23 protein-coding genes are annotated in these 26,478 nt (G+C 35.4%); 17 read left to right on the top strand and 6 right to left on the bottom strand.

Annotation, left to right across the window (positions count from 1 at the left end; genetic code table 11):
• Position 1: 1 nt before the first annotated feature.
• On the bottom strand, positions 2-523 hold the full coding sequence (locus BLV68_RS04610; protein WP_093751311.1) for a hypothetical protein: 522 nt from the start codon (positions 521-523) through the stop codon (positions 2-4).
• A 90-nt stretch (positions 524-613) separates the two neighbouring features.
• Positions 614-1,648, bottom strand: a complete 1,035-nt coding sequence (locus tag BLV68_RS04605) for a M42 family metallopeptidase (RefSeq protein ID WP_093751309.1) — start codon at positions 1,646-1,648, stop codon at positions 614-616.
• 151 nt (positions 1,649-1,799) lie between these two features.
• Here BLV68_RS04605 and BLV68_RS04600 point away from each other — a divergent pair, with 151 nt between their 5' ends.
• From BLV68_RS04600 to BLV68_RS04590, 3 genes are read left to right on the top strand one after another with little or no spacing between them, the layout of a single operon-like run.
• On the top strand, positions 1,800-2,207 hold the full coding sequence (locus BLV68_RS04600; protein ID WP_093751307.1) for an NUDIX hydrolase: 408 nt from the start codon (positions 1,800-1,802) through the stop codon (positions 2,205-2,207).
• A 45-nt stretch (positions 2,208-2,252) separates the two neighbouring features.
• Positions 2,253-3,212, top strand: coding sequence for a DNA-binding protein WhiA (gene whiA, locus BLV68_RS04595; RefSeq protein WP_093751305.1), 960 nt, complete (start codon positions 2,253-2,255; stop codon positions 3,210-3,212).
• Positions 3,209-3,475: an HPr family phosphocarrier protein gene (locus BLV68_RS04590; RefSeq protein WP_093751303.1), complete on the top strand. Its 267-nt coding sequence runs from the start codon at positions 3,209-3,211 to the stop codon at positions 3,473-3,475. Before whiA ends, BLV68_RS04590 begins: the two co-directional genes overlap by 4 nt.
• Positions 3,476-3,509: 34 nt before the next feature.
• Here BLV68_RS04590 and BLV68_RS04585 read toward each other — a convergent pair whose 3' ends face one another.
• On the bottom strand, positions 3,510-3,890 hold the full coding sequence (locus BLV68_RS04585) for a GrdX family protein (RefSeq protein WP_093751301.1): 381 nt from the start codon (positions 3,888-3,890) through the stop codon (positions 3,510-3,512).
• A 135-nt stretch (positions 3,891-4,025) separates the two neighbouring features.
• Between BLV68_RS04585 and BLV68_RS04580 the strand changes: the two genes are divergently transcribed.
• The 7 genes from BLV68_RS04580 to rlmD all read left to right on the top strand — a co-directional run bounded on the left by BLV68_RS04580 (position 4,026) and on the right by rlmD (position 12,820).
• Complete coding sequence (locus BLV68_RS04580; protein ID WP_093751299.1) at positions 4,026-7,499, top strand: DNA polymerase III subunit alpha; 3,474 nt, start codon at positions 4,026-4,028, stop codon at positions 7,497-7,499.
• Between the two features lie 92 nt (positions 7,500-7,591).
• A complete protein-coding gene (locus tag BLV68_RS04575; protein WP_093751297.1) occupies positions 7,592-7,786 on the top strand; it encodes a hypothetical protein in 195 nt (64 codons plus the stop codon).
• 31 nt (positions 7,787-7,817) lie between these two features.
• Positions 7,818-8,777, top strand: coding sequence for a 6-phosphofructokinase (pfkA, locus tag BLV68_RS04570; RefSeq protein WP_093751295.1), 960 nt, complete (start codon positions 7,818-7,820; stop codon positions 8,775-8,777).
• Positions 8,778-8,793: 16 nt separating this feature from the next.
• Complete coding sequence (pyk, locus tag BLV68_RS04565) at positions 8,794-10,551, top strand: pyruvate kinase (RefSeq protein WP_093751293.1); 1,758 nt, start codon at positions 8,794-8,796, stop codon at positions 10,549-10,551.
• An 11-nt stretch (positions 10,552-10,562) separates the two neighbouring features.
• Positions 10,563-10,982: an acyl-CoA thioesterase gene (locus tag BLV68_RS04560; RefSeq protein WP_093751708.1), complete on the top strand. Its 420-nt coding sequence runs from the start codon at positions 10,563-10,565 to the stop codon at positions 10,980-10,982.
• A 28-nt stretch (positions 10,983-11,010) separates the two neighbouring features.
• Positions 11,011-11,403, top strand: a complete 393-nt coding sequence (locus BLV68_RS04555) for an FxsA family protein (RefSeq protein WP_093751291.1) — start codon at positions 11,011-11,013, stop codon at positions 11,401-11,403.
• A gap of 61 nt (positions 11,404-11,464) precedes the next feature.
• Positions 11,465-12,820, top strand: coding sequence for a 23S rRNA (uracil(1939)-C(5))-methyltransferase RlmD (rlmD, locus tag BLV68_RS04550; RefSeq protein WP_093751289.1), 1,356 nt, complete (start codon positions 11,465-11,467; stop codon positions 12,818-12,820).
• A gap of 285 nt (positions 12,821-13,105) precedes the next feature.
• On the opposite strand, the gene BLV68_RS04545 is transcribed toward rlmD, so the two are convergent.
• From BLV68_RS04545 to BLV68_RS04535, 3 genes are read right to left on the bottom strand one after another with little or no spacing between them, the layout of a single operon-like run.
• Positions 13,106-15,940: a DEAD/DEAH box helicase family protein gene (locus BLV68_RS04545; protein ID WP_093751287.1), complete on the bottom strand. Its 2,835-nt coding sequence runs from the start codon at positions 15,938-15,940 to the stop codon at positions 13,106-13,108.
• Between the two features lie 3 nt (positions 15,941-15,943).
• Positions 15,944-18,346 carry a site-specific DNA-methyltransferase gene (locus BLV68_RS04540; protein WP_159428609.1) on the bottom strand — a complete coding sequence of 801 codons (2,403 nt, stop codon included), beginning with the start codon at positions 18,344-18,346 and terminating at the stop codon, positions 15,944-15,946.
• 54 nt (positions 18,347-18,400) lie between these two features.
• Positions 18,401-18,610, bottom strand: coding sequence for a helix-turn-helix domain-containing protein (locus BLV68_RS04535; RefSeq protein ID WP_093751283.1), 210 nt, complete (start codon positions 18,608-18,610; stop codon positions 18,401-18,403).
• A 160-nt stretch (positions 18,611-18,770) separates the two neighbouring features.
• Here BLV68_RS04535 and BLV68_RS04530 point away from each other — a divergent pair, with 160 nt between their 5' ends.
• From BLV68_RS04530 to BLV68_RS04505, 7 genes are all read left to right on the top strand, one after another.
• Complete coding sequence (locus tag BLV68_RS04530; protein ID WP_093751281.1) at positions 18,771-20,690, top strand: ImmA/IrrE family metallo-endopeptidase; 1,920 nt, start codon at positions 18,771-18,773, stop codon at positions 20,688-20,690.
• Positions 20,691-20,913: 223 nt separating this feature from the next.
• On the top strand, positions 20,914-21,096 hold the full coding sequence (locus tag BLV68_RS15390) for a hypothetical protein (RefSeq protein ID WP_159428608.1): 183 nt from the start codon (positions 20,914-20,916) through the stop codon (positions 21,094-21,096).
• Positions 21,063-22,421 carry a DEAD/DEAH box helicase gene (locus BLV68_RS04525; RefSeq protein ID WP_093751279.1) on the top strand — a complete coding sequence of 453 codons (1,359 nt, stop codon included), beginning with the start codon at positions 21,063-21,065 and terminating at the stop codon, positions 22,419-22,421. The genes BLV68_RS15390 and BLV68_RS04525 overlap by 34 nt, the downstream gene beginning before the upstream one ends.
• Positions 22,411-22,827, top strand: a complete 417-nt coding sequence (locus BLV68_RS04520; protein WP_200773642.1) for a gp33 family protein — start codon at positions 22,411-22,413, stop codon at positions 22,825-22,827. The genes BLV68_RS04525 and BLV68_RS04520 overlap by 11 nt, the downstream gene beginning before the upstream one ends.
• 121 nt (positions 22,828-22,948) lie before the next feature.
• Positions 22,949-23,701, top strand: coding sequence for a hypothetical protein (locus BLV68_RS04515; RefSeq protein ID WP_011838170.1), 753 nt, complete (start codon positions 22,949-22,951; stop codon positions 23,699-23,701).
• A gap of 57 nt (positions 23,702-23,758) precedes the next feature.
• Positions 23,759-25,681 (top strand): bifunctional 3'-5' exonuclease/DNA polymerase, encoded by a 1,923-nt coding sequence (locus BLV68_RS04510; RefSeq protein ID WP_093751276.1) that lies wholly within the window; start codon positions 23,759-23,761, stop codon positions 25,679-25,681.
• Positions 25,682-25,685: 4 nt separating this feature from the next.
• The gene (locus tag BLV68_RS04505) at positions 25,686-26,474 is read left to right on the top strand and encodes a phage antirepressor (RefSeq protein WP_093751275.1); all 789 of its coding nucleotides are present in this window, start codon (positions 25,686-25,688) and stop codon (positions 26,472-26,474) included.
• Positions 26,475-26,478 lie beyond the last annotated feature (4 nt).

Raw genomic sequence — 26,478 nt, 5'->3', positions numbered from 1 at the left:
ACTAAGTTTTTTTGACTTCGCCTAACATCCTAGAAATTAAATTACCTGCTGTTTTCTTTGTAAGATTTTCATAATCAATGGGAGTATTTAATTCCTCCGACAACTTTTTGATGGTTTCCAACTGCCTTTTAGTTGGAGGTTCAAGTTGTTGAGTGGAATAATACTCTTCCCTTTCATTTGTTGTATCTTCCAAAGACAATTCCTCAATAGATGTCATTCCCACATTAGTTAAATCTCTTAAGACTCGTGCTTTTGCACGAGTAGAAGCCATTCTAATTAAATGGGGAACTATGGTAGAGTTAACTGACTGAGGATTGGCATCTCCTAAATCAGTATAGATTCCATTATCCGTTTTTGCAGTAGCCTTGCATATGGCTGTCATATTATTTTCATTTGTTGGGATTTGTATTAGTTCCACCTCAATAGATCTCAAGTTCTTTTGGTGGGCTAAATCCAGAAGTCCTTCATAGGTTACATAGGATTTACCCTGTAAATTTATGATAAACTTTTCGTTAATATTCATTAAACCACCCCATCTATATTTTATAATTATTATTTAAAATTAAACGTGGAAATATTAAACATTATTCTTATGGGATGGTTTAATGGCTGATTAAATTAAGTACAATAAGCTTAATTTTATAGTATTTTCTATGGCTTCTTTGTGAGTTCTTTCAAAGGAATGGGAAGCATCTACTCCAGGGCCTATTAATCCTACCTTAAAATCATAACCTGCCCTTAAAGCAGCAGAGCCATCAGATCCATAGTAGGGATGAATATCAATTTTATAATTTAAATTATTGTCTTTAGCCAATTTTATCAGTTTATTTTTCAGTTCTATATCATAGGGGCCTGTGCTGTCCTTTGCACATATAGTAACGCTAAATTCATCTGAAGTTTGTCCTTCTCCTGGTGCAGCCATGTCTATTGCAATAAATTCAAAGGTTTTTTCGGGGATAGCAGCAGAAGCTCCGTGGCCTACTTCTTCGTAATTACTGATAAAGAAATTAGTAGTATATTTAGGTTTAATATCATTGTCGATTAAATATTTGGCAACTCCCAACAAGGAAGCTACACCTGCTTTATCGTCTAAATGCCTCGATTTTATAAATCCGCTATCAGTAACGACAACTCTAGGGTCGAAAAATACAAAATCCCCTACGTTAATTCCCAATTTTTCTACATCTTCTTTTGAGGATACTTTTTCATCCAATCGAATTTCCATATTATCCATATTTCTCTCTAAAGTTTCAGCTTCCTCTCCGTGGACATGAGAAGAGGCTTTAGTAATCAACATAGTACCGGTATACAATTTTCCTTCACTGTTTTCAATGGAGACGTATTCTCCTTCTACGGTACTCCAAACATAGCCACCAATTTGTGTTATTTTTATTCTCCCATTGGATTTTATTTCCTTTACCATACCACCCAATGTATCCACATGGGCAGATAGGGTTATTTCCTTTTCTTGATTTTTTCCTAGAATGGTGGCAATCAACGCACCTTTTTCGGTTTTTCTTGTTGCAATACCTAAAGAGTTTAATTCTCTTTCAACAAATTCTATAGCTTTCTTTGTATTACCTGAAGGACTTGGGATATTAAGCAAGGAAACTAGAGTATCAACTACATAATTCATATCTATTTTCATTAATAAAACCCCCTTAAAATTATCTTTCTTAACTATTATACCATTTTGATACTTTATGTAGATAACTATTAAAAAAACTTAGCATAATGCTAATTTTTATAGTATAATAATTTTAATATCCATATATTTAAAATAACGGGAGTTGGTTTTTGTGGTTGAAGAGGTAAGTGCAGGGGGGGTAGTAGTTTTTGGAAATGCCATACTATTATTAAAAAGATTTAATGGAGATTGGGTATTGCCAAAGGGAAGGGTAGAAAAAAACGAAAGTGCTAGAGAAGCTGCTATTAGGGAAGTGTTCGAGGAAAGCGGGGTAAGAGCTGAAATCATACAATATATTGGCATGGTACATTATACCTATAAGAATATTAAGGAAGATAAAATTGTATATAAAACGGTTCATTGGTATTTAATGAAGGCAAATAGTATGGAATCGGTACCACAAAAAAAAGAAGGCTTTATAGAAGCAACCTTTATCCATAAGGACAAGGTTAAGGATTTAATCAAATATAACGATGAAAGAAAGATTATAAAAAAGGTGTTAAGGTTTGTTCCTTCTTAACTTTATTTTTAATAAAATTATTATAAAATTGAATAAGGTGATAATATGTCCTTTTCATCAAGTACTAAGAATGAATTATCAAGATTACCTATCGAAAATAGGATATATGCTGTAGCAGAATTAGCAGCTATAATTAAAATGAATGGAGCAGTTCATATAAATGGAAGGAGTATTAGTTTGCGATTTGAAACGGAAAACGCTGCCATAGCAAGACGAATATTTTCATTGATAAAGATTCTATATAATGCTAATGTAGAAGTAATGGTAAGGAAAAACAAACAACTTAAAAAGAATAATAGCTATTTGATAATTGTAGATAATGAATCATTAGCCATAAAAATATTAAAGAATGTAGGAATTTTGACAAACAAAAAGGACAATCCTTATATAATAAATTATAAAACACCAGCAGAACTAATTGAAGATAGGAATTGTAAAAGGGCTTATATCAGAGGAGCTTTTTTAGGAGGAGGTTCTGTAAACAATCCTGAAAAAGCTTACCATTTAGAATTTGTGACAAACAGTATGGAACATGCTAAAGATTTATCAAATATAATAAATTCATTTAACTTAGATTCTAAAATAGTAGCCAGAAAAGGCAATTATGTAGTCTATCTAAAGGAAGGACAACAGATAGTAGATATATTAAATATTATGGGAGCTCATCAGGCTTTGCTTAAATTTGAAGATATTCGGGTTTTTAAAGATGTAAGAAACAATGTAAATAGGCTAGTTAATTGTGAAACTGCCAATCTAGGAAAGACCATAGAAGCATCTTTACGCCAAGTTGAGAGTATAGAATTTATAGATAGGACAATAGGGATTGAAAAATTACCAAGTAGTTTACAAGAAATTGCCAGATTAAGATTACAGTATAAGGAAGCAAGCCTTAAGGAATTGGGAGCTATGTTAAATCCTCCAGTAGGAAAATCTGGGGTGAACCATAGATTAAGGAAAATTGACGAAATTGCTGAAGAATTAAGAAGAAAGGAGAATCTGACATGATAAGAAAAAATGTGGTATTAAATAATGAGATCGGTTTACATGCTAGACCAGCTGCCCTGTTTGTCCAAACTGCTAGTAAATTTTCTAGTAATGTGTATATAGAACTGGATGGCAAAAAAGTAAATGGGAAAAGTATAATAGGGGTTATGTCCTTGGGAGCATTCCATGGAGAGGAAATTACTTTAATCGTTAACGGCGAAGATGAAAAGGAAGCCATGGAAGAATTATCTAGATTAATTGAACATGGTTTAAAGGATTTATAAATAGAGAAATCCCTTCTATGAAGGGATTAATTATTTATATAAGCTTATTCATGACATTATCGATTAAAGATAAATCAATAACCCTGAAATCATCGAGGACCTTTTCAGTCCATTTAGGGGTGGGTTTATTTTCCAAAAATTTTTTAGCTGTAGTAATGCTTTCTTCTATGATATTTAAACTATCATAGTCCATATCATTCTTATCCTTACTTATCATTATGGTTTTATAGGGAGTTTCATTAGGCTTTACGCTTCCTGATAAAGGATGGGTTAACAATTTATGCCCCATATGGACCTTATCCCTTACATATTCTAAAACATCTAAATAGGTGAAGTTTTCATCGTATATAACTTCGACAGTAGCCTTATATTTTTCATATACGTATTTATTGTTTGTTACTAAAATTTTGCCCATTTTTAACCTCCAATATTTAATTATATACTTATTCTATCATAAATTAGTACTTAATAGAAGATTATGAAAGGTAGTTTCATTTATTTTTTAATGTGATAGAATAAAAATATAGAAATGACTAGAAAGGGTATTATTATGGTCAATGGAAAGGGTTTTGTCCATTTACATGTGCATACAGAATATAGTTTGTTAGATGGCTCCACTAGAATAGGAGAGCTTTTAGATAGAACAAAGGAATTGGGAATGGATACTATAGCAATAACTGACCATGGGTCCATGTTTGGAGTGGTGGAATTCTATAAACAGGCTAAAAAGAGAGGTATTAAGCCAATACTTGGATCTGAAGTTTATATTGCCATAAATAAGTATACGGAAAGAGAGCCAAAGGATAAAAATCAATACCATTTGGTATTGTTGGCAGAAAACGATAAAGGTTATCAAAATTTAATGAAAATAGTTTCAGAAGGATATGTAAATGGTTTTTATTATAAACCAAGGGTGGACCATGATGTATTAGAAAAATATAGTGAAGGAATAATCGCCTTAAGCGGATGCATTGGGGGAGAAATACCTAGCAGCCTGCTAGAAGGGAACTATAAAAGGGCAAAGGAACTAGCTCTTAAATATAAAGAGGTATTTGGCCAGGATAATTTTTTCCTAGAGATACAGGACCACGGTATGGAAGAACAGAAAAGGATAAATGAACAGCTCATAAAACTAAGCAGGGAAATAGGAATACCTTTGGTAGCAACTAATGATGTTCACTATTTAAAACAAGAAGATTCTATAATCCATGATGTACTTTTATGTATCCAGACTGGGAAAACCATTAATGATACGGATAGGATGAAATTCCCTACCAATGAATTCTATTTAAAGTCTCCGAAAGAGATGGAATATATTTTTGGGCATGTAAAGGATGCTTTAGGAAATACATTGTGGATTGGAGAAAGATGTAATGTCACTTTAGATTTTAATACATTACATTTGCCAGAATTTAAAGTACCCGAAGGATATACTAATGTAGAATACTTAAAAAAACTGTGTTTAGAGGGATTAGAGAAAAGATATGAAGAGCTGACACCAGAGATAATGGACAGGTTCAATTTTGAATTTAATACCATAGTAGAAATGGGATATGTGGATTATTTTCTAATAGTTTGGGATTTTATAAAATTTGCCAAGGATAATGGAATTATGGTTGGTCCTGGTAGAGGATCTGCTGCAGGAAGTATCGTATCTTATGCTTTAGAGATTATAGATATAGATCCATTGGAGTATGACCTATTATTTGAAAGGTTTTTAAACCCTGAGAGGGTGTCTATGCCCGATATAGACATAGATTTTTGCTACGAGAGAAGGGAAGAGGTAATAGATTATGTAGTGAGAAAGTATGGAGAGGACAGGGTAGCACAAATAATTACTTTTGGAACCATGGCTGCACGTGGTGCCATACGAGATGTAGGAAGAGCTATAAATATGTCCTATGGAGAAGTGGATTATATAGCAAAGCAAATTCCTATGGAGCTGGGTATGACAATTTCAAAGGCCCTAGAGGTAAATAAGACCTTAAGGCAACTTTATGAATCGAGGGAAGATATAAAGAATTTAATAGATTTGGCCATGGCAGTAGAGGGATTACCAAGACATACTTCCACTCATGCAGCAGGAGTTGTAATTTCAAAGGAACCCATTACTACTTATGTGCCTTTAGCTAGAAACAACGATGCTATAACCACCCAATTTAATATGATTGAATTAGAGGAATTAGGCCTTTTGAAGATGGATTTTTTAGGCTTAAGAACCCTTACCGTAATAAGAGATGCGGTGAATTTAATAGAGAAAAACCATGGGGTAAAAATAGATTTTTCTAAATTTACCTATGATGACCCTAAGGTTTTAGAAATGTTTGCTAAGGGGGAAACCTTAGGCATATTCCAGTTTGAATCTGCTGGTATGAGACAATTTTTGAAGGAATTAAAACCTAATATGTTTGAAAATTTAATAGCTGCTAATTCCCTGTTTAGGCCAGGACCAATGAATCAGATTCCACAGTATATTCAAAATAAGAATAATCCAGATAAGATAGAATATCTACATCCTAAGCTAAAACCTATTTTAGAAGTAACTTATGGTTGTATAGTCTACCAAGAACAGGTTATGCAGATAGTAAGGGATATTGGTGGATTTACAATGGGTGGAGCAGACCTATTAAGACGTGCTATGGGTAAGAAGAAAATGGATGTAATGGAGAAGGAGAGGAAAAGATTTATTTATGGAGAAACCAATGAAAAGGGAGAGGTAGTGATTAAGGGAGCTTTAAGAAACGGTGTAGATGAAAAGACTGCCAATAAGATATATGATTTAATGATAGACTTTGCTAAATATGCTTTTAACAAAAGCCATTCAGCTGCTTATGCTGTAGTAGCTTATAGAACTGCTTGGCTTAAATATTATTACCCTGTAGAATTTATGGCTGCCCTTATAAGTAGCGTTATTGGGGATACCAATTCAGTTTCCCTATATATTCAGGAGTGTAAAAGACTGGGGATTGAGATATTACCTCCTGATATAAATGAAAGCTATAAAAAATTTACAGTTGTAGATGGTAGGATTAGATTTGGATTAATGGCTGTAAAGAATGTTGGAGAAAACTTTATAGATGTAATCATAAAAGCCAGAGAAGATGGGCCTTTTACAAGCTTTACAGATTTCTGTGAAAGAATTGAAAAAATCGACCCTTCAGTAATGAATAAAAGAGCAGTAGAAAGTTTAATAAAGTGTGGTGCTATGGGCAGTTTAGGTGGGAATAGGGCTCAACTTTTAGCAATCTTTGAAAAGACCATGGACGGAATCCATGCAGATAGGAAGAGGAATATAGAAGGACAATTTTCAATGTTTGATACAATAGATACTAGTATTACTAAGGATAATTTGCCTGATTTAAAGGAATTTCCTCAAAGAAATTTGTTAGCAATGGAGAAGGAAATGTTGGGGATCTATATTAGCGGTCATCCATTAAAACCCTATGAAAAGGAATTGAATAAAATATCTACAATAAGCACTTCTGAATTAGTACAAGCTCAAGATCAAATAGAGAACAATTTGAATGTAGATATAGAGGGAAAAAGGGTTGTAATTGGTGGTATTATCGTTTCCAAGAAGAATAAGATCACTAAAAACAACAATATGATGGCCTTTATAACCTTGGAGGATCTATATGGTGCTGTTGAGTGTATTGTTTTTCCAGCCATATATGAAAGATATAATCAGTTAATAGAAGAAGATAATCTGGTGGTAATTGAAGGAAATGTAAGTTTAAGTGAAGAGGAAGAACCTAAAATTATATGTGAAAGGATTATCACATTAAATAGATATAAGACAGAGAAGATATATTTAAGAATACCGAAGGAAAAGCCACTAAATACGTTTAATGCGATAAAGAGGGTACTATCTAAATACAAAGGAGAAACTCCAGTTTACGTATATTTGGAAAGGGATAATAAAACTGTAATGGCAAATAGGGATTTATGGGTAGATGTAGAACAAGCTCAATTATTCAATGAATTAGTTGAAATATTGGGTAAAGATAATATTAAAGTTTCATAAAGCTAATATACATTAAAAATAATTGGGTTTTATGTTATAATTTAAAATATAAAATATGTGCTTAACATGATTAAAGTAGGGAGAGTGTAACCATGTGGACTGCAGTTTATTTAGCTACAGGTTTTGACAAAGCATCAAAGATTGAAAAAAAATTGTTAGAAGAAGGGTTCTTAGTAAAGAAACAGCTATTTTCAAAGGAGGGAGATGAGGAACTATACGAGATATTAGCACCTGAATTTGAGGCTGGTGAAATACAAGCAGTTCTTTTAGATTTAGGAATTCTTTAATTAATAATAAGTATAGTTGGGAGGAGACTACATGAAGACAATTGGTGTACTAACTAGCGGTGGAGATGCACCAGGTATGAATGCAGCCATTAGGTCTGTAGTAAGAACATCTATTTATCAGAATGCTAGGATATTTGGAATTAAACAAGGCTATAATGGGTTAATAAATGGTGAAATAGAAGAGATGAATCTATCCTCTGTAGCGGATATTATACACAGAGGGGGTACAATGTTAAGGAGTGCCAGATCCGATGAATTTACGACTAAAGCAGGATTTAATAAAGCTTTAAATGTTGTTAGGGTTTTTGGAATTGAAGGATTGATAATTTTAGGCGGAGATGGTACCTTCAGAGGAGCTAAAAAATTACATGATGCAGGAATACCTACTATTTGTATTCCTTGTACAATAGATAACGACATGGGATACACTGATTATACTATAGGTTTTTTTACTGCAGTCGAAACGGTTGTAGATGCGATAAGCAAAATAAGGGATACATCAACTTCCCATGGAAGAGCTAATATAATAGAGGTAATGGGAAGGGAATGTGGTGATATTGCTCTTTATTCTGGACTTGCTGGTGGAGCGGAAAGCATTATTGTTCCTGAAGTAGAATTTGACATAGATGAAGTATGTAGGAAAATTATACACGGCAGGAACAGAGGGAAACTACATCATATCATAGTATTAGCAGAAGGCATTGGTAATGCCTATGAGGTGGGGAGGGAGATAGAGGAAAAAACTGGTGCTGAAACTAAGGTAACTATTTTAGGACACATTCAAAGGGGAGGAACTCCTACAGCATATGATAGGATTATTGCAAGTAAAATGGGCAATAAAGCAGTAGAACTATTACTTGCTGGTGAATCGGGCAAGGCTTTAGGAATCAAATGCAATCAATTGATCAGCATGGATATAGACGAAGCATTAAATGTAAAAAAAGAATTTGATAAAGGGATGTATGATATTGGGAGAATACTATCTATATGAGGGATGAGGTGTGAGTATGAAAAAAACCAAGATAGTTTGTACCATAGGACCAGCTTCTGAAAAGGAAGATATTCTAAGACAGTTATTTTTACATGGGATGAATGTGGCACGACTTAATTTTTCTCATGGTAGCCATGAAGAACATAAGAAGAGAATAGATACGATAAAGAAATTGAGAGAAGAAATGAATTTACCCATTGGGATAATGCTAGATACAAAAGGACCAGAAATTAGATTGGGTAGCCTAAGTGAAGAAATGGTAGAACTTAAAGCTGGAGATACTTTTACTTTAACTACTAGGGATATAGTGGGTAATCAATCTATTGCCAGTGTTTCCTATAAGGGCTTGGCTCAGGATTTAGAAATAGGCAATAAAATATTAATAGATGATGGTTTAATTGAGTTGGAAGTTGTTGAGATAGTCGATGGAACAGATATAAAATGTTTTGTTTTGAATGGTGGGACAATAAAAGACCATAAGGGCATCAATTTACCCAATACGTCTATTAATCTACCAGCTGTAACAGAAAAGGATATTGAGGATATTAAGTTTGGAATTGAAAATGATGTAGATTTTATTGCTGCATCTTTTATACGTAAAGTTGATGATGTTTTGGAGATAAGAAAAATTTTAGAGGAATATGGAGGAGAACATATCGATATTATATCTAAAATAGAAAACCGGGAAGGAGTAGAAAATATAGATGAAATCATAGAGGCTTCTGATGGAATAATGGTAGCAAGAGGAGATTTGGGTGTTGAAATAGAAACGGAAGCAATTCCTCTTATACAAAAGCAGATTATTAGAAAATGTAATATAGCCGGGAAGCCTGTTATTACAGCAACTCAAATGTTGGATTCCATGATGAGGAATCCTAGACCAACTAGAGCAGAAGTAACAGATGTGGCAAATGCAATTTTAGATGGCAGCGATGCCATTATGTTGTCAGGTGAGACTGCAGCAGGAAAATACCCTGTAGAAGCTGTAAAAACTATGCACGATATTGCTATTAGGACTGAAACATCTGATGAATATTTAGAAGTTCTTAAGCACCGTCCAGTGGATAAAGATGTTTCAACTACTAATGCAATTAGCAAAGCTACTTGTACCACTGCTGAAGATTTGGATGCTAACGCAATTATTACTGCTACTTCTTCCGGATATACATCCAAAGCCATTTCTAAATTCAGACCAAAGGCTCCAATAATCGCAGCAACTACAACGGAAAGGGTAATGAGAAAATTGTCCTTAGTATGGGGAGTGTACCCTGTTTTATCCATAAAAAGCGATATTACAGATGAGGTAATAGACCGGTCAATTCATAGTGCAATTGAAAAAGGCTATATTGAAGAAGGAGATTTAATAGTAATAACTGCAGGCATACCTGTAGGTGTTTCTGGAACCACTAATTTAATAAAAGTCCAAACAGTGGGGAAAGTGCTGATTAAAGGGACGGGAATTGGTAAGCAATCAATTACTGGGAAGGTATGCATTTGCAGAACTATGGAAGAATTAACAGCTAAATTTAAAGAAGGGAATATTTTGGTAAGCGAGTTTACCGATAAGGACATGGTAGAATTTATGAAAAAGGCTTCAGCTATAATCGTAGAACAAGGTGGACTCACATCCCATACAGCAATAGTAGGGTTGAATTTAGGAAAGGCAACTATAGTTGGTGCTACAGATGCTACCAAGATATTAAAAGATGGAGATATAGTTACTGTAGATTCTGTTACTGGACTTGTTTATAAAGGAGAAGCTAAGGTTCTATAGAGGTGAAATTAGTGGAAGTATGTACAACTATTAGAGTGCGATATAAAGAAACAGATCAAATGGGAGTTGTGTATCACGGCAACTACTTTACTTGGTTTGATATAGGTAGAACTGAATTCTTTAGAGAGTTTAATATGGAATATGGGAATTTGGAAAAAGTTGGAGTCCTTTTACCTGTAATTGAAGCAAATTGCAAATATATAATTCCTGCTAAATATGATGATGAAATAATAATAAATACAAAATTGGTAAAACTAAAAGGAGTAAGGTTAGAATTTGAATATACCTTAGTAAGGAAGTGGGACAATGCATTGATTGCAACTGGAAATACAGTTCATGCATTTGTTGACAGAAATTTAAAACCCATAAACTTTAGGAAAAAATACAGAGAAATATGGGGGCTTTTAGAATCAAAGGTTGAAATAGGATAGTGATCTCCTGCTATTGATGGAGGATATTATGAAGAAAATCATATTGTTATTAATATTATTACCTATTTTAGACCTATATATTTTGGTCAAAGCTTCTCAAAGTTTAGGTTTTTTGAACACTTTTTTAGCCATTATATTGACAGGAATTATTGGGATTTTACTAGCCATATCCCAGGGAAGAATGACCATTAGAAATATTAGGTTAGAAATAACTCAGGGACAAGTTCCAGGAAACCAGTTGCTAAATGGTTTGTCTATTCTAATTGGAGGACTGCTCTTGCTTACGCCTGGTATTATTACTGATGTTATAGGTATAACTATGGTTTTGCCAGGAACCAGAACTTTTTATAGAAATTATGTTAAATCAAAACTATATCAAATGTTAAGCAAGGGTCGTACCAATATATTCATAAGATGGTAGAGATATTACCGATTCTATTTAGGACACAAACTGTGTCCTATTTTTGTGAAAGGAGCATTTTATGGAAGGTGTTAATGTAGGAGATAGAATAAAACTTGAAATTACCGATATTAGCAGTGAAGGGATGGGAGTAGGTAAATATGAAGGGTTCACCTTTTTTGTTCATGGGGGAATTATAGGAGATGTAGTATATATAGAGGTATTGGAGATTAAGAAGAAATTTGGAATAGGAAGAGTAGTAGGAATATTAGAAAAATCTCCTTACAGGGATGAACCTCAATGTCAACATTTTTACCAATGTGATGGATGCCAATTGCAAAACCTAGCTTATGAAAAACAGTTGGAGTTTAAAAAGAATAGGGTTATAAACAGTTTAATGAGAATAGGTAAAATAGAGGATATATTGGTAATGGATACCATTGGTATGGACTATCCCTACAGGTATAGGAATAAGGTGGAATTTCAGGTAGGAAAAGATTATAAAATTGGATTTTTCAAAAAAGGAACTCATACCGTAGTCCCTGTGGAGAAATCCATTATTCAGGATGAAATAGTAGATGATATATTAATTATAATGAAAAAATTCATGAAAAAATATAAGGTGGATGGCTACGATAAGAAAAGCAAAAAAGGTATAATTAAAAACCTACTAATAAGAACTACTAAGGAAAATAAGGCCATGGTAGTAATCGTAACCAAGGATGAATACTTTCCTCATAAAAAGGAGTTAATAGAGATGCTTACTTATTCCGGTAACACTGTGGTAAGTATATACCAAAATATAAACAAAAATGATAAACTGGTGACATTAGGGCCTAGAGATATAAAGCTGTATGGTGAAGATAGGGTTTTGGACCATATAGGGGAATATAAATTTTTAATCTCACCTAAATCCTTTTTCCAAGTAAATCATGAACAGACGAAAGTTTTATATGACCAGGTAGTAGAGTATTTAAATTTAACAGGGAATGAAGTTGTAGCAGATCTATATTGTGGAATAGGGACCATTTCCATATATATTTCCAAACATGTAAGGAAGGTCTATGGTGTAGAGGTTGTAAAAGAGGCTATAGAGGATGCAAGGGAAAATTTAAAGTTAAACAATATAGATAATGTGGAATTTATCCTAGGAAAAAGCGAGGATGTTTTGCCAAAATTAAATGAAAAAGGTATAAAAATTGATGCCATAGTAGTTGATCCACCTAGAAAAGGATTAGATAAATCCTTAATATATTCCATAATAGAGGCTAGTCCCCAAAGGATAGCCTATGTGTCCTGTAATCCTTCGACATTAGCAAGAGATTTAGGATATTTAGTAGAGGAAGGCTATAAGGTAGTAGAGGTGCAGCCTGTAGATATGTTCCCACACACGACACATGTTGAGTGCGTCACATTGATGTCAAGGGTTAAGAAATAAAGAACTAAAAAGCTTGTAAATAAAGGGTTTCCAGACATTTAGCTTTTCTCGAGGCCGATCTGCCGGATGTGGCAATGTCAGGAAACCCTTATTTTTATTGTTTGAGGGAACATATCAACCGTCCCGAAAATTAATAGTTGAGTTACCAGATTAGATAACCCCCTTTTTTACAGGGGGTTGAGGATGCAGGATGGATGCCGCATAAGGGAACTCATAAAAGTTTAGGATTTCATTATCGAAAATGTTCTATTTTATATATGGATTATTTCCTATAGTTTACACCATTTAAATGTTAATAAAATTAAAATCACCTTGTGTCAACCAGTAAGAGCGGTATTTAGCAGGAACTTTGTTTCTATCTTCACCTACAAGCTTTAGATCAAATATAATTTCATAGTCAGCATATTTGTAATTTTTTGGTTTTCCATTATCTGTGAAAATTCGCTCGTACTCGTCAACTTTGTTTAAGTAATCTGTGTTTTGCGTACCTTTTGGGTCAACAAACACAATCTTATATTTATTCCCTTTTTTTATCCAAAATATAAAATCCGGGTAGAATTTATGATATGAGTTATCCTTATAGCAATAATATGGAATATAGATTGAATCAGTATTTTCTTGAAGTTTTGAAAACATCCAATCAACATCACCTGGAATAGATGACATTCCATTTACCAGTGATTTTACAAACATGGTTTCACTTTCATGCGTAATAATATTTTTCAAGTAGGAAACTTTTTCATCAAGTGAATATATAACAGGTAAATAATAATGTTTGGCAATATGTGCTATAACAACGTCTTTGAAAGTATCTTCTTTTTTTGTAGCAGCATTTCTTTGATTGAATTCATCTTCTGTAATTTCTCCGTTTGCGAGCATCTTTGCCAATTGAGTCGTTGTTTCACCAGAATAATTACTAATATTCTTTATTTTTTTGCTTAATTCGATGAGTTCTGTATCAGACAGATTTATAGCTCGAATATGTTTAAAATGAACAATCTCATCATTAATAGGATGAATATCACTGACTACATAATTTTTAAGACTTACATGTTTTGCAACTAACTCAAAAAGAAAATCCATATCATAATAAACGCGATCTTCTTTGATAGCAAAGAATTCATCTTTTTCAATTTTATCTTTTATAATAAAATACTGCTCAGGAATAATGCCATATTTCAATATTGCTAGATTTGCTGGCATGGATTTAAAATAGGCTTCAAACGATTCTTTTGTTTTTCTAGAAACATAAAAATAATTGAAATCATTACGAGATTCTGATTGCTTATATTTTGGGATTAATAAGTCAAAACCAGTTGCATTTTTTACAAGCTCTATTTCTTTACCATTTTCTGATTTTTCGTGTTCAATGGTCTTTAAAATACTTTCAACGCCATTTCTGTCAGTTGCGAAAACAAACAAAGTTTCCATTAGACAGTTTTTTCGTGTATCTGCTAAAGGAAGTCTTTTCCTGTATCCACTTATTGGCTCAATTCTAACGCCTCGTCCTAATGATTGAAGCACATATTTTTGAGCATCTGCTCCACCAATATTAATAAAATTTATTACATTTGGTCGATTACTGTCCCATCCTTCATAGAAGCTTCTACTTCCTAAGAGAATATTAATGTCATCATTTGAATTAAGCGATTGAAAGTAATTAATATTATAATAGGACATACTTCTCAAATAGCCTGGACCTAATAAATTGCTTTGAAAACTGTCTGCATTACCAATTTTAATTAGTGCAAACGCTTTTGATGATGTTTGGAGTTTAAGTACAATTTCTTTATTTTTTTCTCCCTCCAATAACTCGATTTTGCCATGTGTTTTTGAATTAAATAAAAAATATAAAATATCTTTTATTGTGAGATTTATCAAAAGTGATTTATCAAATGTTAACTTCTCATCTCCATAAACATAGTTCTTAAAATTAAAGTCAGCAAGTAAAGATTCTTTTGCTTGTTCTAATAAGTCAGCATCATAATCTCCACCGGCTATCGACTCCATAATCTTAAAAAACATTAGTAAATCTGAATCCTCTGTATTCACGGTATTAACAAGCGTTACCATTAACGGGCTATGATAGAGATTAGGAGTTCTTTGTTTTTTTATTAATGTATAAACGAGCATTGATTTCAATACCTGCAATTGTTTTGTTCTGACTGAAAACTCATCCAGAGCAGAATCAAATTCGAAACTACTTTTGCATAAATAAATATTCTTACCATAACCTCCATTTATAAATTTCTCAAGATTAAAATTGTAAACTGTCGTAGCATAATCAATCTCATCGGTAAATGTCGCCGAGAAGTTGAACAAAAAGCCATTCCTGCAAAGAATAGTAATATAATCCTGTATAGTCGACGAGCCAGTTTCTCCGCGATGAGCTTCGTCTAAAAATATATACCACTTTCCTGCATTATCATAATCTTTAAAATCGAGAATATTTTCCTTTTTTTCATCTCTTATTAAATCGCTTCGGTAATAGTATATTTTTATTGATTTAATTATTGAAGGGTTTGCTTTATCACTATCATAGTCTTTTAGATTAACAATCTCAATTCTTGAGTTTGGATTTCGTGAGTTATTGTACTCGATAACTAGTTCTTTAAATTGTTCAAGCAAATTCTCCTTAGGCAGTAAAAGCATTATATCATAATTAGGAATTAAACCTTTTTCTTTTAAATAGGATATATATTCAATTACTTTAATCAATACGATTGTTTTACCGCTTGCAGTGGCCATCCAATAAGCACAACGATTAAAGAAATGGACCCCGTCAATAGTGTTATAATCGTCATTAATATTATAGTACTCTGAGAGCAATTCAAACCGCGGATTTGCTATTCCCTTACGTTCATCAATCGGTTTAATATATTTTTGTACACAAAAATTACTCTCCATACCGTTGGAAATGCAAAACTCGTAAAGTTCTTTTTTACCGTTAGGTGATGAGTAAAATGTCTTTAACAGTTTTGCTGTATTCTTTAAGGCTTCTACTTGATATGGAAATAGTACTTTTTTATCCGAAAAATGATATATATCTGGAATCTGCCACTCGTTTATATCTTCGTAATTAATGTTATCAACTAAGTTTTGATAATGATTAACAGCCATAAATTACTCACCCCACCAAATCAAAGGCTTTAAGTATTTGAGAAGTACCATTTTTTCATCTTCATTCATCTTGTTGATGTTTTTAGAAAAACTAATAATTTGACCTTTTACGTTTATTTTCACTTCATCCTCTGTGTCCACAATAAGTTGTCCTCCTAATATATTCGCAAGTGATTCAGCCAAGTCAATATTACTATAAAGTTTATTTAAATTGACAAATAGCTGATTCCCTTTCACTTCAATAACATTAGCATATTTTTGATCAGAGAAAAAAATATAACTTTCAAAAGGATCTTTTGAGAACAAATTAATTTGAGAGTCCGCCGGTGTGTATTCTGATTTGCGCAATACGTCTTCATATTGCTCAAGCTCGTAATATTTTACAAATCCACCTCCGGAGTAATTAACTTTTTCTGTTATTCCACAAGGTTCTCGATGTCCTTTTGCATTTATGGTTTCTTTAATTCTTGGAAGAATCGTATCCTCAAACTGATCCCCCATCTCAATCCCAATCCATTTTCTGCCAAGCTTGTGTGCTGCACTGATTGTAGTACCACTTCCACAAAAAAAATCTAATACTAAACCACCTTCTGGGCATGATGCTTTGATGATTCTTTCAAGCAGCTCCTCGGGTTTTTGAGTAAGTTCTGTACATCTTGGCATTTTTTCTTTCGATGTTGCGTTCTGCTGGAATGACATAATGTCATACCAGACATCTCCGACAGCTTTGCCTTTTTTTATTGCATCTTCTAAATAAATAATTGACCCCCTACCATCAAAATATTTTCGACCTTTTTCATCGACTTTGTCAAACCTATCTAAGTATTCTTTTCTGTGTGGTTGTCGTTGCTTTTCAAAATAAAATTCTTGAGGATCTTTTATATAAAAAAGTATTGTTTGGTGACCAAGAATATAATTTTTTGCTTGTGTTTTATATCCCGAAAGCACTTGAATATCCCATATAATTTCTCTTTTAAAGTTTTCTTTGCCAAAAATTTTATCTAATAAAATACGACCATAATAGTCTGCTCTTTCATCAAGATGTAGATAGAGAGAGCCTGTTGACTTAAGAAACTGATATGCTAACTGCAATCGATCGTTCATTATTGATAACCAAGTGCTATCTTGATAATTATCAACATAAGCAAAGTCATTTCCTGTATTAAATGGAGGGTCAATATAAATTAAGTCTACTTTTTCTTTATACTTATTTAATAGCGTATTTAATGCTTGATAGTTTTCTGAACGTATTAGCCTGCCAGAAAGAGCGCTGTCAATATCATCAAATTGACTTAAAATAACATATTTATGTTCGGGAAAATATTTTGTATCAAACGGAATATGCGGATTTTCGTTTATAATATCTTGTAAAGAAGCAGATTCTTTTATGAATCCCAAATCAATCCACTCTTTTATTTGTTTCGCATATCCGGGTGCTTTTTCCAAAGCATTTATTATATCAGAGGATATAAGGTCAGCAGAGATTATATACTCACTGTTTAGAACAAATTTTGGTTTATTCCATATATAAACTAACTCGTTTTCAAAATTTGAAATAAAATTAATAAGCTTTTTAGCATATAACTTAATGGTTTTGATTTGCTCTAGTCGGCTTAAAGAAAATTCATTAGAATCATCTAAAAGTATCTGATGAAGATATATGTCCAGTTGTTCAGTTAAGAATTTCTTTGCATTTTTATTTATAAAAAAATCTACTTTATTTTGTTTCTCAAAAACAGATATTGCTTTATAGATACTCTCATCCCTAACGCCCGTTTTTCTGACTAAATTTTCAATTTTTGTTGTTTTACCATGAGTCGAGTAATTAACCTCAATAACATTTATAGCCGATGAAATATTATCAGTGAGTTTAATCCCAAGCTTTGATTCAGCTTCGGATGCATTAATTTGTTTAGAAAACTCATATACTAACGCCCTTTTTTCATTGTTCTTTTTTAAATCAAGTTTGCTTACATCAAAGTAAAAATAAGAATTGCCCCACTGTTTATCTTCTACCTCAATAAATAAATTGTTAAATATTGTATCGGTCTTTACATAATACAGCATATGTGTTTTCCAAAACAAAACAATATCATCTTGGCCTGTATAGATTTTTTCGTAAACATTATTCCAATTGGCTGTTTTTGTAAAGAAAATGCTTCCACTCTCATTAAAGTATTTTTTAAAAAATGTGTATAATTTGCTAAAAAATTCTTCGCGGAAATCATTGGTTATCACTTTATCTTCTTCTACTTCTTTAGCAAACTGAGAAATAACCTTTTGATAATAATCATGTTTGATTTTAATAAGATTTAAAAAGCCGCCTTGACCTTCAATTTTTGCTCCAGTAAATATCTCTTCAAGTGTGCGATAGAATTTTTTTTCGTTTACCCCAATTCTACTCACTGTATTTTGCACCTCTTTCATAAATTCTATTTGTTAATATATAAGATGAAGTGATCACTCGTTATCGTCAACAATTTCCATGATATCTGAAATATCGCAGTTTAATGCCTTGCAAATCTTCACAAGCACATCGGTCGTTACATTTTCGTTTTTTCCGAGTTTAGCCATTGAAGATGTACTAATACCAGCCGCTTCTCTTAAATCTTTCTTTTTCATATCTTTATCAATTAAGAGTTTCCATAGTTTTTTATAGCTAACGGCCATAATTGTCACCTCGCTCGTTATAAAGAATACCACAAAGTCGGCTAAAACACAATATAAATTTGAGTTCGCGTATTTTTATTGTGTTTTGCGCAATTTATGTTATAATTTACACAAGGAAATATCTGGTCTAAATGATGAAATGTTATTACGGAGGTACGGTATGGCAAGCGTCAGCTCGTTCAGAGATGTTATTGCAAATATGTATTACAATGAACTCTTTGACGAATTGTCCGAGTATATTGAGGACAACCCGGATAAGCTTGAATCCAACTCATATCGTGTGCAATCACCGGATGAAGCAGCATTATCCGATTTTGACATCATAATGATAGACATAACTGACTCGCCAGGTAACAGTATTTTATTTGACGTAATTGTTTCTGCCGAAGTTGAAATTGCAGAAACAGTACGAAGGAATCGCGAGACTGATGGTATAGAACAATGGTTCCGTATCTCCTGCAGAGCTGACCTTGATGACGGAATTCAGAATTTTCAAATCAACTCTGTTTCAATATACAACAAGTACAGAGAAAGCAAATTAGGCCGACTGTCTGAGTATTTAGTGCCAATTATAGAAAAGGAACAGTTTGACGATGTTGCTACCGAGTTTCTAAGTGAATTTTGCCCGGAAGCATTAAGTACTCCTATGCCTATTCCGGTAGATGAAGTAGTGAAAAGAATGGGGCTTAAGGTTAAGGAAATCCAGTTAACAAAGCATTTCACTATATTTGGTCAAATAGTTTTTGGAGATTGTACGGTAGAATATTACGACAGAAATGAAAGAACATATAAGCCTTTGGAAGTTTCAAGAGGAACAATTCTCGTGGATCCTAATGTGTATTTCATGCGAAACGTAGGGTGCATGAACAATACTATTATCCATGAGTGTGTTCACTGGTATAAACATAGAAAATACCATGAGTTAGTTAAGACATATAACAGCGATGCTTTACTCATAAGCTGCAGAGTAAACGAAACAACTAAATACAAAAAACAATGGACGCCAGAAGACTGGATGGAATGGCATGCTAACGGAATAGCACCTCGCATCCTTATGCCTAAATCAATGACCATTAAAAAGATTGAGGAGCTAATTAAAAAGAATAAGCTCCTTTTTGGTACTCACAACAGGCTAAATATAATGGAAAATGTTGTGTATGAATTAGCTGACTTCTTCCAGGTGTCAAGGATAGCAGCTAAAATAAGGATGCTTGACCTTGGATATAAGGAAGTTGAAGGTGTATATACCTACGTAGATGACCATTTTATCAGCAATTATTCATTTAAGGCAGACTCATTACATAAGAATCAAACATACAGTATTAGCCTAAGCGATTCCTTTTTTGAATACTATGCGAATCCTGAATTCGCAAAGATTATAGACAGCGGTAATTTTATTTATGTTGACGGTCATTACGTTATTAACGACTCTAAATACATTAAAAGGTTAGAAAATGGAAGCCTTGATCTTACAGATTATGCAAAACTGCATGTAGATGAATGCTGCCTTCTGTTTGATTTAAAACTAAATAAAGCCTCCAAGATGGACATTGTAGTATACCTCGATTCTATAATGTTCCGTAAAGCTACACCGGATTATAACAGAGTGCCGACATTTAATCCGGACAAGCATAATATGGAGGTATTTAATCGTTCAGAAGAGCTAAAGAAATTTCACGAAGAATTCGTCGAAGAAGGTCAGCATTTGATCCGCACAACCCAGACATTTTCCCAAGCGGTATATGGACATATCAAAAGAAAAGGCTACAATAAGGTTGTTTTTATTGAAAAGACTTTGCTTTCAGGAAAAACATATGACAGAATAAAAAACAATGAACTTAACAATCCAACTTTAGAAACCGTTGTGGCAATCTGCATCGGATTGGAGCTTAGCCCTACATACAGTGAAGAGATATTAAGGCTTGCCGGATATACTCTCAATAACACTCCACAGCAATTGGCGTATAAAAAGCTTATCCATTCGTATAGAGGGCATTCAATATATGAATGCAATGAAGTTTTGGAAGCCTTGGGACTTTCCCCTCTTTGTGCAAAGGCATATAAAGAAATGATAAGTTAAAAAAATTGTTGGACTTCTGAAGTCCAACTTTTTATATTTTAAACCGGCTATTATAATGAGATTTTAAGCCATTATGCAAAAAAGGCGCAAAAACCTTACTGCATAATGGCTATTTTTTTGCCAAAATCATGGACTTTAGATGTCCGGACAGGCTTTAACAATTCAAGTAGCATTAAGTCAGAGAGTTGGCCAACCCTCAAAATTGAAGGATGGAGGATATAAGATGCAAGACTCTATGAACAATGCAAAAACGCTGTCAATAATTTCAATGCCCATAAAGGGCAGACCATACAACCATCAGATTCGTGCTTTCAATTTCATCTGCAGTCTATTTGGGCTTTTGAAGGGTGGTGGTGTTTCTGCCATTTCCGGATGGGGTGCAGCGCTCCTGATGGAAATGGGCTGACCAGCACCGGGAAAACTCTTGTCTCAATTGCAATTATAGGAGCATTGCTTGCCGCTGGAAGAATAAAACGTGTGCTGATTGTTGCACCGCTTTCCATTCTTGGAGTGTGGGAGGACGAATTTAAACGGTTCGCAGATTTCCTATATCAGCTTATAGTCCTTAATGGCACGATTCAGAAGAAAATCCAACAACTAAGATTTTTAACTGGCGAAGGTGTCCATGTAGTGGTAGTCAACTACGAATCTGCATGGAGAATGGAAAAGGAACTGGCAAATTGGCATCCTGACATTATCATCGCCGATGAAGGACATAAAATTAAAACTCATAATACAGCGGTTTCAAAAGCAATGCACCGATTGGGCTTGCTTGCACGGTATCGGCTCCTACTGACAGGAACGGTTATAACCAACAAAGCCATAGATGTATTCAGCCAGTATAAATTTCTCGATCCACGCATCTTTGGCAACAGCTTTTATGCATTCCGAAACCGGTATTTCAACATGGTCGGCTATGGCAACCATACACCAGTGCTGAAAAAATCAATGGAACAGGATTTGATGAAAAGGATCCACAGCATTGCATTCCGGGCGACCAAAGCGGAGTGCCTGGATTTGCCGGAAACCACCGATATTATTCGCCATATTGAGCTTGAGCCTGTCACTTTAAAGAAATATAAAGAGCTTGTCAAACAAAGCTATACTGAGCTGTCAGCAGGAGAAGTAACAGCTACAAACATACTGACACGCTTGCTTCGTCTTTCGCAATTAACCGGCGGCTTCATCGGAAGCGATGACGGTGGGAAAATCGAGCAAGTCAGTGATGCCAAGTTGAAAGCTCTTGAAGATATCCTTGAAAGCAGTATTCAAGAAGGACATAAGCTGGTTGTTATAGCAAGGTTTATCCCTGAAATTCATGCCATATGCAGGTTGCTGGAGAAGAAGAACATCGGTTATGCGTGTATTTATGGGGCAACAAAGGATCGCCAAGGGCAAGTAAACCGGTTTCAATGTGATCCCGACTGCATGGTGTTCGTAGGCCAGATTGCAACTGCTGGACTCGGTATTACACTAACCGCTGCAAGCACAATGGTATTTTACTCACTTGATTATTCCATGTCGAATTTCGAACAGACAAAAGCCCGCATCCATAGAGTTGGACAAAAGAACGGTTGCACATATATCTACCTTATCGCCAAGGGTACTGTAGACTCAAAAATCCTGACTGCTCTGCGCAATAAGGCAGATCTTGCAAAAATGCTGATAGACGACTACCGCAAAGGAGCAAATCCTTTTGCCCCAGAGGGAGGTGAAAGCTGTGAGCAATAATGCGATGTTTGAACTTGCTGACCGTCTTAAGGAGCTTCGCGATGCAAAAAAGGCCGCGGAAGAGGAACTAAAAAGCATTAATGCAGAGATTGACGATGTTGAATACCGCCTGTCTGAGCTGATGATCAGCAGTGAGACGCAAAACTTCACAAGAGCAGGAACAATGTTCTGCCTTTCAACGACAACAAGAGCCAGTGCTGCCGCAGGCATGAAGGAGGAACTGTTTGACGCACTACGCAGTAAAGGCTTTGGAGAACTCATCTATGAAACAGTCAATGCAAATTCCCTGTCAGCATTTGTTAAAGAACAGATTGCGGAGAATGGGGACGAGCTTCCGGACTGGCTGAAAGGCCTTGTGAATGTCTTCGAAAAGACAACAGTAACTGTGCGGAAAGCAGCAAGGTAAATAGCTTCAGAAAGCAATGCTCCAATATCAATGTTCAAGGAATAACTGTTCGAAGAACAATGCTTCAAAGAACAATGATATAGATTACATTTCAAATTCATATTTACGGAGGTATAAAAGCATGAAAAACAATGAACTCGTAACTATTAACGAAAATACAGGTTTTCTTCAGCTCGCTGATTTCAATCTTGACGAGGCAATGGCATCAGAACTTGACGGTCTTGACATGACTTTTGAACGCATAAAAATCCCGTCCGCAGGCAGCACAGTATTCGAAGTACCCGGGGAAAATCCCGGAGAACCTGATACTGTCAAAGAATTCTCAGCGGTAATTCTTTATCATCATCCACTTTATGCATACTACAAGGACAAGTATACCGGAGGCAGTAACCCACCGGATTGCGGAAGCTTTGATGGTATAACCGGCGAAGGAGACCCCGGAGGAAGCTGTGCCAAATGCCCATATAATCAGTTCGGTTCGGGGGAAAACGGCAGCAAAGCTTGCAAGAACCGCCGCAGGATATATGTACTGCGTGAAGGGGAGATTTTCCCGTTGATACTCTCATTGCCAACAGGATCGTTGAAAGAGTTTTCCCGCTACATCAAAAGGCTGCTTTCTAAAGGTAAAAAATCGAACAGCGTAGTTACCCGCTTTTCATTGAAAAAGGCGACCAATTCAAGCGGTATCACCTATTCACAGGCTCAGTTTGCTGTAGATCGGGATCTGACCGCTGACGAATATGCGTTGATATCCAAGCTCTCCGAGCAGGTCAAAGCATTCAGTACCCGAGTCGGCCATGACACTGAACCTGCCGGTGAAGAGGTAATAAATGTAGACCCTGAATCAGGTGAAATTACTGAGCCGCTTAAGTGATCAAAGGCCCTATCGGAGAGTAACTTCCATCTCCGATAGGGCGGAAAGGAGAACCGCATGGGATACAAATGTGTTTATATGCTGCCTGAAATAAAAGAGTATCTGAAAAACACTGGTTTATTTGCTTTCGATTTTGAAACCTCGCCTTGCGATAAATGGAGGAACGATAAAAGTGCAGCTCTGGATGCTCATAAAGCAGATATTACAGGGATCAGTTTTTCAGTATCAGAAGGGACTGCTATATATGTTCCACTTAAACATCGTAGCGGGCGAAATGCAGAGAACCAGGCGGTAATATGGGATTATCTGAAATTACTATTCGAATCAAAAGATGTAATAAAAGTTGCTCATAATCTGGCTTTTGAGTCTATGTTCCTTTACGCAAGAGGTATCGTCCTTCAAAAGCCTTGCTATGACACGATTGCAGCATCACAGCTTACATTAAAAAGCAAGTGGGAGTTCAGAAGTCTTGCTGACAGCGGACTTAAAACGCTTGCGCCTGCACTCTGCAAAGCAGAAATGACAGAATTCTCAACGGTTACTGAAGGTCGGTTTTTCGATGAATTGAACCCTCAGGATGAGAAGACTGTCCGCTACGCTTGTGCTGACAGCGACTACACTCTTCGCTTGTATCATGTTTTCAATCAGTGGTTTGATAGATTTTTACCCAAACACAGAACTATTGTGGAAGAGGTAGAATCGCCTACATCAGTATATGTCGGGATAATGAAGTATAACGGCATATTGGTGGATAAGTCAGCCATGCTGAAGAAACAAGCGGAAGCCACAGAAAAGATTGTCAGTATCAGAAAAGAGATTGCCGGAATTATCGGCAATGTAGAGATTGGGGCAAATGCTTCAACTTCAGCATTTAAAAAATATCTTTTTGTGGATCTCGGTCTTCCGGTAATGAAAACGACCGCAAAACATCAGGAAGCTGCCGATGATGAAACCATGATCCTATTAAAAGAATGGTGTGAATCCAACAGGCCTGAACTTGCTCGCTTATTTGAACTGGTGCAGGAATACCGCAAGTGGGGAAAACTCAAATCCACCTATATAGACGGGTATCTTCGATTTATTGATGAGGATACCGGCAGGATTCATCCGGACCTTATGCCACTGGGGACAGAGACAGGCAGATTTGCGTCAAGAAACCCGAATATGCAGAATTGTCCGCAGAAAGACAATGACCCAATAGGCGTACGGAAATTTATCATTGCACCGGAAGGAAAGGCTATTTTATCCCTTGACTTCTCGCAGATAGAACTGCGCGTCGGAGCGTTTTATTGCAGGGACAAACGTATGCTGGAAACCTATCGTACTGGCGGTGATATCCATGCTCAGACCACTTCTGTTATTTACCGCATTCCTTTTGAAGAGGCAGCAGACAAAAATGCTCCACATTATAAAGAGCGCAGGACCATTGCAAAGAACTGCAATTTCGGTGTGTTCTATGGCCTGTTTCCTACTGGCTTACAGAGGACACTTAAATTTAAAGCAGGGCTGAACCCAACTTTGTCCGAATGTGAGACCATCATTCAAAACTTGAAATCCGGATACCCCGGTCTTGCCAAATGGCAGGATGAGGTAAAAAAGCGGGCTGCTGTAAGCTGCTATTCAGAAACATGGCTGGGCAGGCGAAGATACCTGCTGGGAATTCGGTCATCAGATTGGGGCAAGAAGTCCTTTGCCGAGCGGTGCGCATTAAATACACCTATTCAAGGTACAGCGGCAGATATTCTAAAGCTTGCCTGTGGGCGCATCATCAGTGGACTTCCCGAAAGGCTTTGGCTGAAACCTATACTGCAGATACATGACGAGCTGGTTTTTGAATTACCGGAAGACAAGGTGGACGAAGCAGTTGCTTTTATAAAAGAGTGTATGGAAACACAACCCTTCCCTGAATTTGATGTACCTATTGTGGCAGAGGCTTCGGTAGGGAGAAATTTTGGAGAAATGAAAGAAATGGAGGATTGATGTTATGAATAACTTACAGGTTTTTAAGAATACAGAATTTGGAGAACTTAAAGTACTCGTTATTGATGGAAAGGAATACTTCCCTGCGGCAGATTGCGCGAGGATGCTTGGATACTTAGATCCCTACGATGCAATTAAGAGACATACAAAGGGGTCGGTGAAACACCGAGTCCTTACAAGTGGCGGTGAGCAGGATATAAAATTTATTCCGGAAGGAGATCTTTTCCGATTAATTGTTAAATCAAAACTTCCTGCTGCTGAACGCTTTGAAAGATGGGTCTTTGATGAAGTGCTGCCCACGATCAGAAAATATGGAGTTTATGCTACAGATAAAGTTATCGAAGAGATGATTTCTAATCCGGAGTATGGTATCAGGATTTTCTCTGAACTGAAGGCAGAACGCGACAGACGGAAATCTTTAGAAATAGAAAATGCAAAGAATAAACAGATTATCAGCGAGCTAAAGCCCAAGGCGAGCTATTATGATCTCATATTGCAAAATAAAAGCCTTGTGCCGATCAGCAAGATTGCCAAGGATTACGGAATGTCTGGCCGCGCTTTCAATAAGCTGCTTCATGAGCTTGGAGTACAGTACAAAATGGGAAACTGCTGGCTTTTATATCAGGAGTACGCCGATCAAGGATACACGCAGTCCAAGACTCATGCTATTGATGCAGAAAGAAGCGTAATGCACACATATTGGACACAAAAAGGAAGGCTATTTATCTATGACCTTCTTAAAAACAAGAAAGGTATATTGCCTGTAATCGAACGTGAACAAAAAAGCGCATAGGCAG

Origin of the sequence: Tepidimicrobium xylanilyticum, assembly GCF_900106765.1 — a bacterium.
GTDB classification, from domain to species: domain Bacteria; phylum Bacillota; class Clostridia; order Tissierellales; family Tepidimicrobiaceae; genus Tepidimicrobium; species Tepidimicrobium xylanilyticum.
This window is presented reverse-complemented; position numbering and strand designations above follow the sequence as displayed.

Bases quoted from the DNA above. Each gene is read 5' to 3' on its own strand.
- BLV68_RS04610 (WP_093751311.1), bottom strand. From the start codon at position 523: ATGAATATTAACGAAAAGTTTATCATAAATTTACAGGGTAAATCCTAT.
- BLV68_RS04605 (WP_093751309.1), bottom strand. From the start codon at position 1,648: ATGAAAATAGATATGAATTATGTAGTTGATACTCTAGTTTCCTTGCTT.
- whiA (WP_093751305.1), top strand. From the start codon at position 2,253: ATGTCCTTTTCATCAAGTACTAAGAATGAATTATCAAGATTACCTATC.
- BLV68_RS04590 (WP_093751303.1), top strand. From the start codon at position 3,209: ATGATAAGAAAAAATGTGGTATTAAATAATGAGATCGGTTTACATGCT.
- BLV68_RS04585 (WP_093751301.1), bottom strand. From the start codon at position 3,890: ATGGGCAAAATTTTAGTAACAAACAATAAATACGTATATGAAAAATAT.
- BLV68_RS04580 (WP_093751299.1), top strand. From the start codon at position 4,026: ATGGTCAATGGAAAGGGTTTTGTCCATTTACATGTGCATACAGAATAT.
- BLV68_RS04575 (WP_093751297.1), top strand. From the start codon at position 7,592: ATGTGGACTGCAGTTTATTTAGCTACAGGTTTTGACAAAGCATCAAAG.
- pfkA (WP_093751295.1), top strand. From the start codon at position 7,818: ATGAAGACAATTGGTGTACTAACTAGCGGTGGAGATGCACCAGGTATG.
- pyk (WP_093751293.1), top strand. From the start codon at position 8,794: ATGAAAAAAACCAAGATAGTTTGTACCATAGGACCAGCTTCTGAAAAG.
- BLV68_RS04555 (WP_093751291.1), top strand. From the start codon at position 11,011: ATGAAGAAAATCATATTGTTATTAATATTATTACCTATTTTAGACCTA.
- rlmD (WP_093751289.1), top strand. From the start codon at position 11,465: ATGGAAGGTGTTAATGTAGGAGATAGAATAAAACTTGAAATTACCGAT.
- BLV68_RS04545 (WP_093751287.1), bottom strand. From the start codon at position 15,940: ATGGCTGTTAATCATTATCAAAACTTAGTTGATAACATTAATTACGAA.
- BLV68_RS04535 (WP_093751283.1), bottom strand. From the start codon at position 18,610: ATGGCCGTTAGCTATAAAAAACTATGGAAACTCTTAATTGATAAAGAT.
- BLV68_RS04530 (WP_093751281.1), top strand. From the start codon at position 18,771: ATGGCAAGCGTCAGCTCGTTCAGAGATGTTATTGCAAATATGTATTAC.
- BLV68_RS15390 (WP_159428608.1), top strand. From the start codon at position 20,914: ATGCAAGACTCTATGAACAATGCAAAAACGCTGTCAATAATTTCAATG.
- BLV68_RS04525 (WP_093751279.1), top strand. From the start codon at position 21,063: ATGGGGTGCAGCGCTCCTGATGGAAATGGGCTGACCAGCACCGGGAAA.
- BLV68_RS04515 (WP_011838170.1), top strand. From the start codon at position 22,949: ATGAAAAACAATGAACTCGTAACTATTAACGAAAATACAGGTTTTCTT.
- BLV68_RS04510 (WP_093751276.1), top strand. From the start codon at position 23,759: ATGGGATACAAATGTGTTTATATGCTGCCTGAAATAAAAGAGTATCTG.
- BLV68_RS04505 (WP_093751275.1), top strand. From the start codon at position 25,686: ATGAATAACTTACAGGTTTTTAAGAATACAGAATTTGGAGAACTTAAA.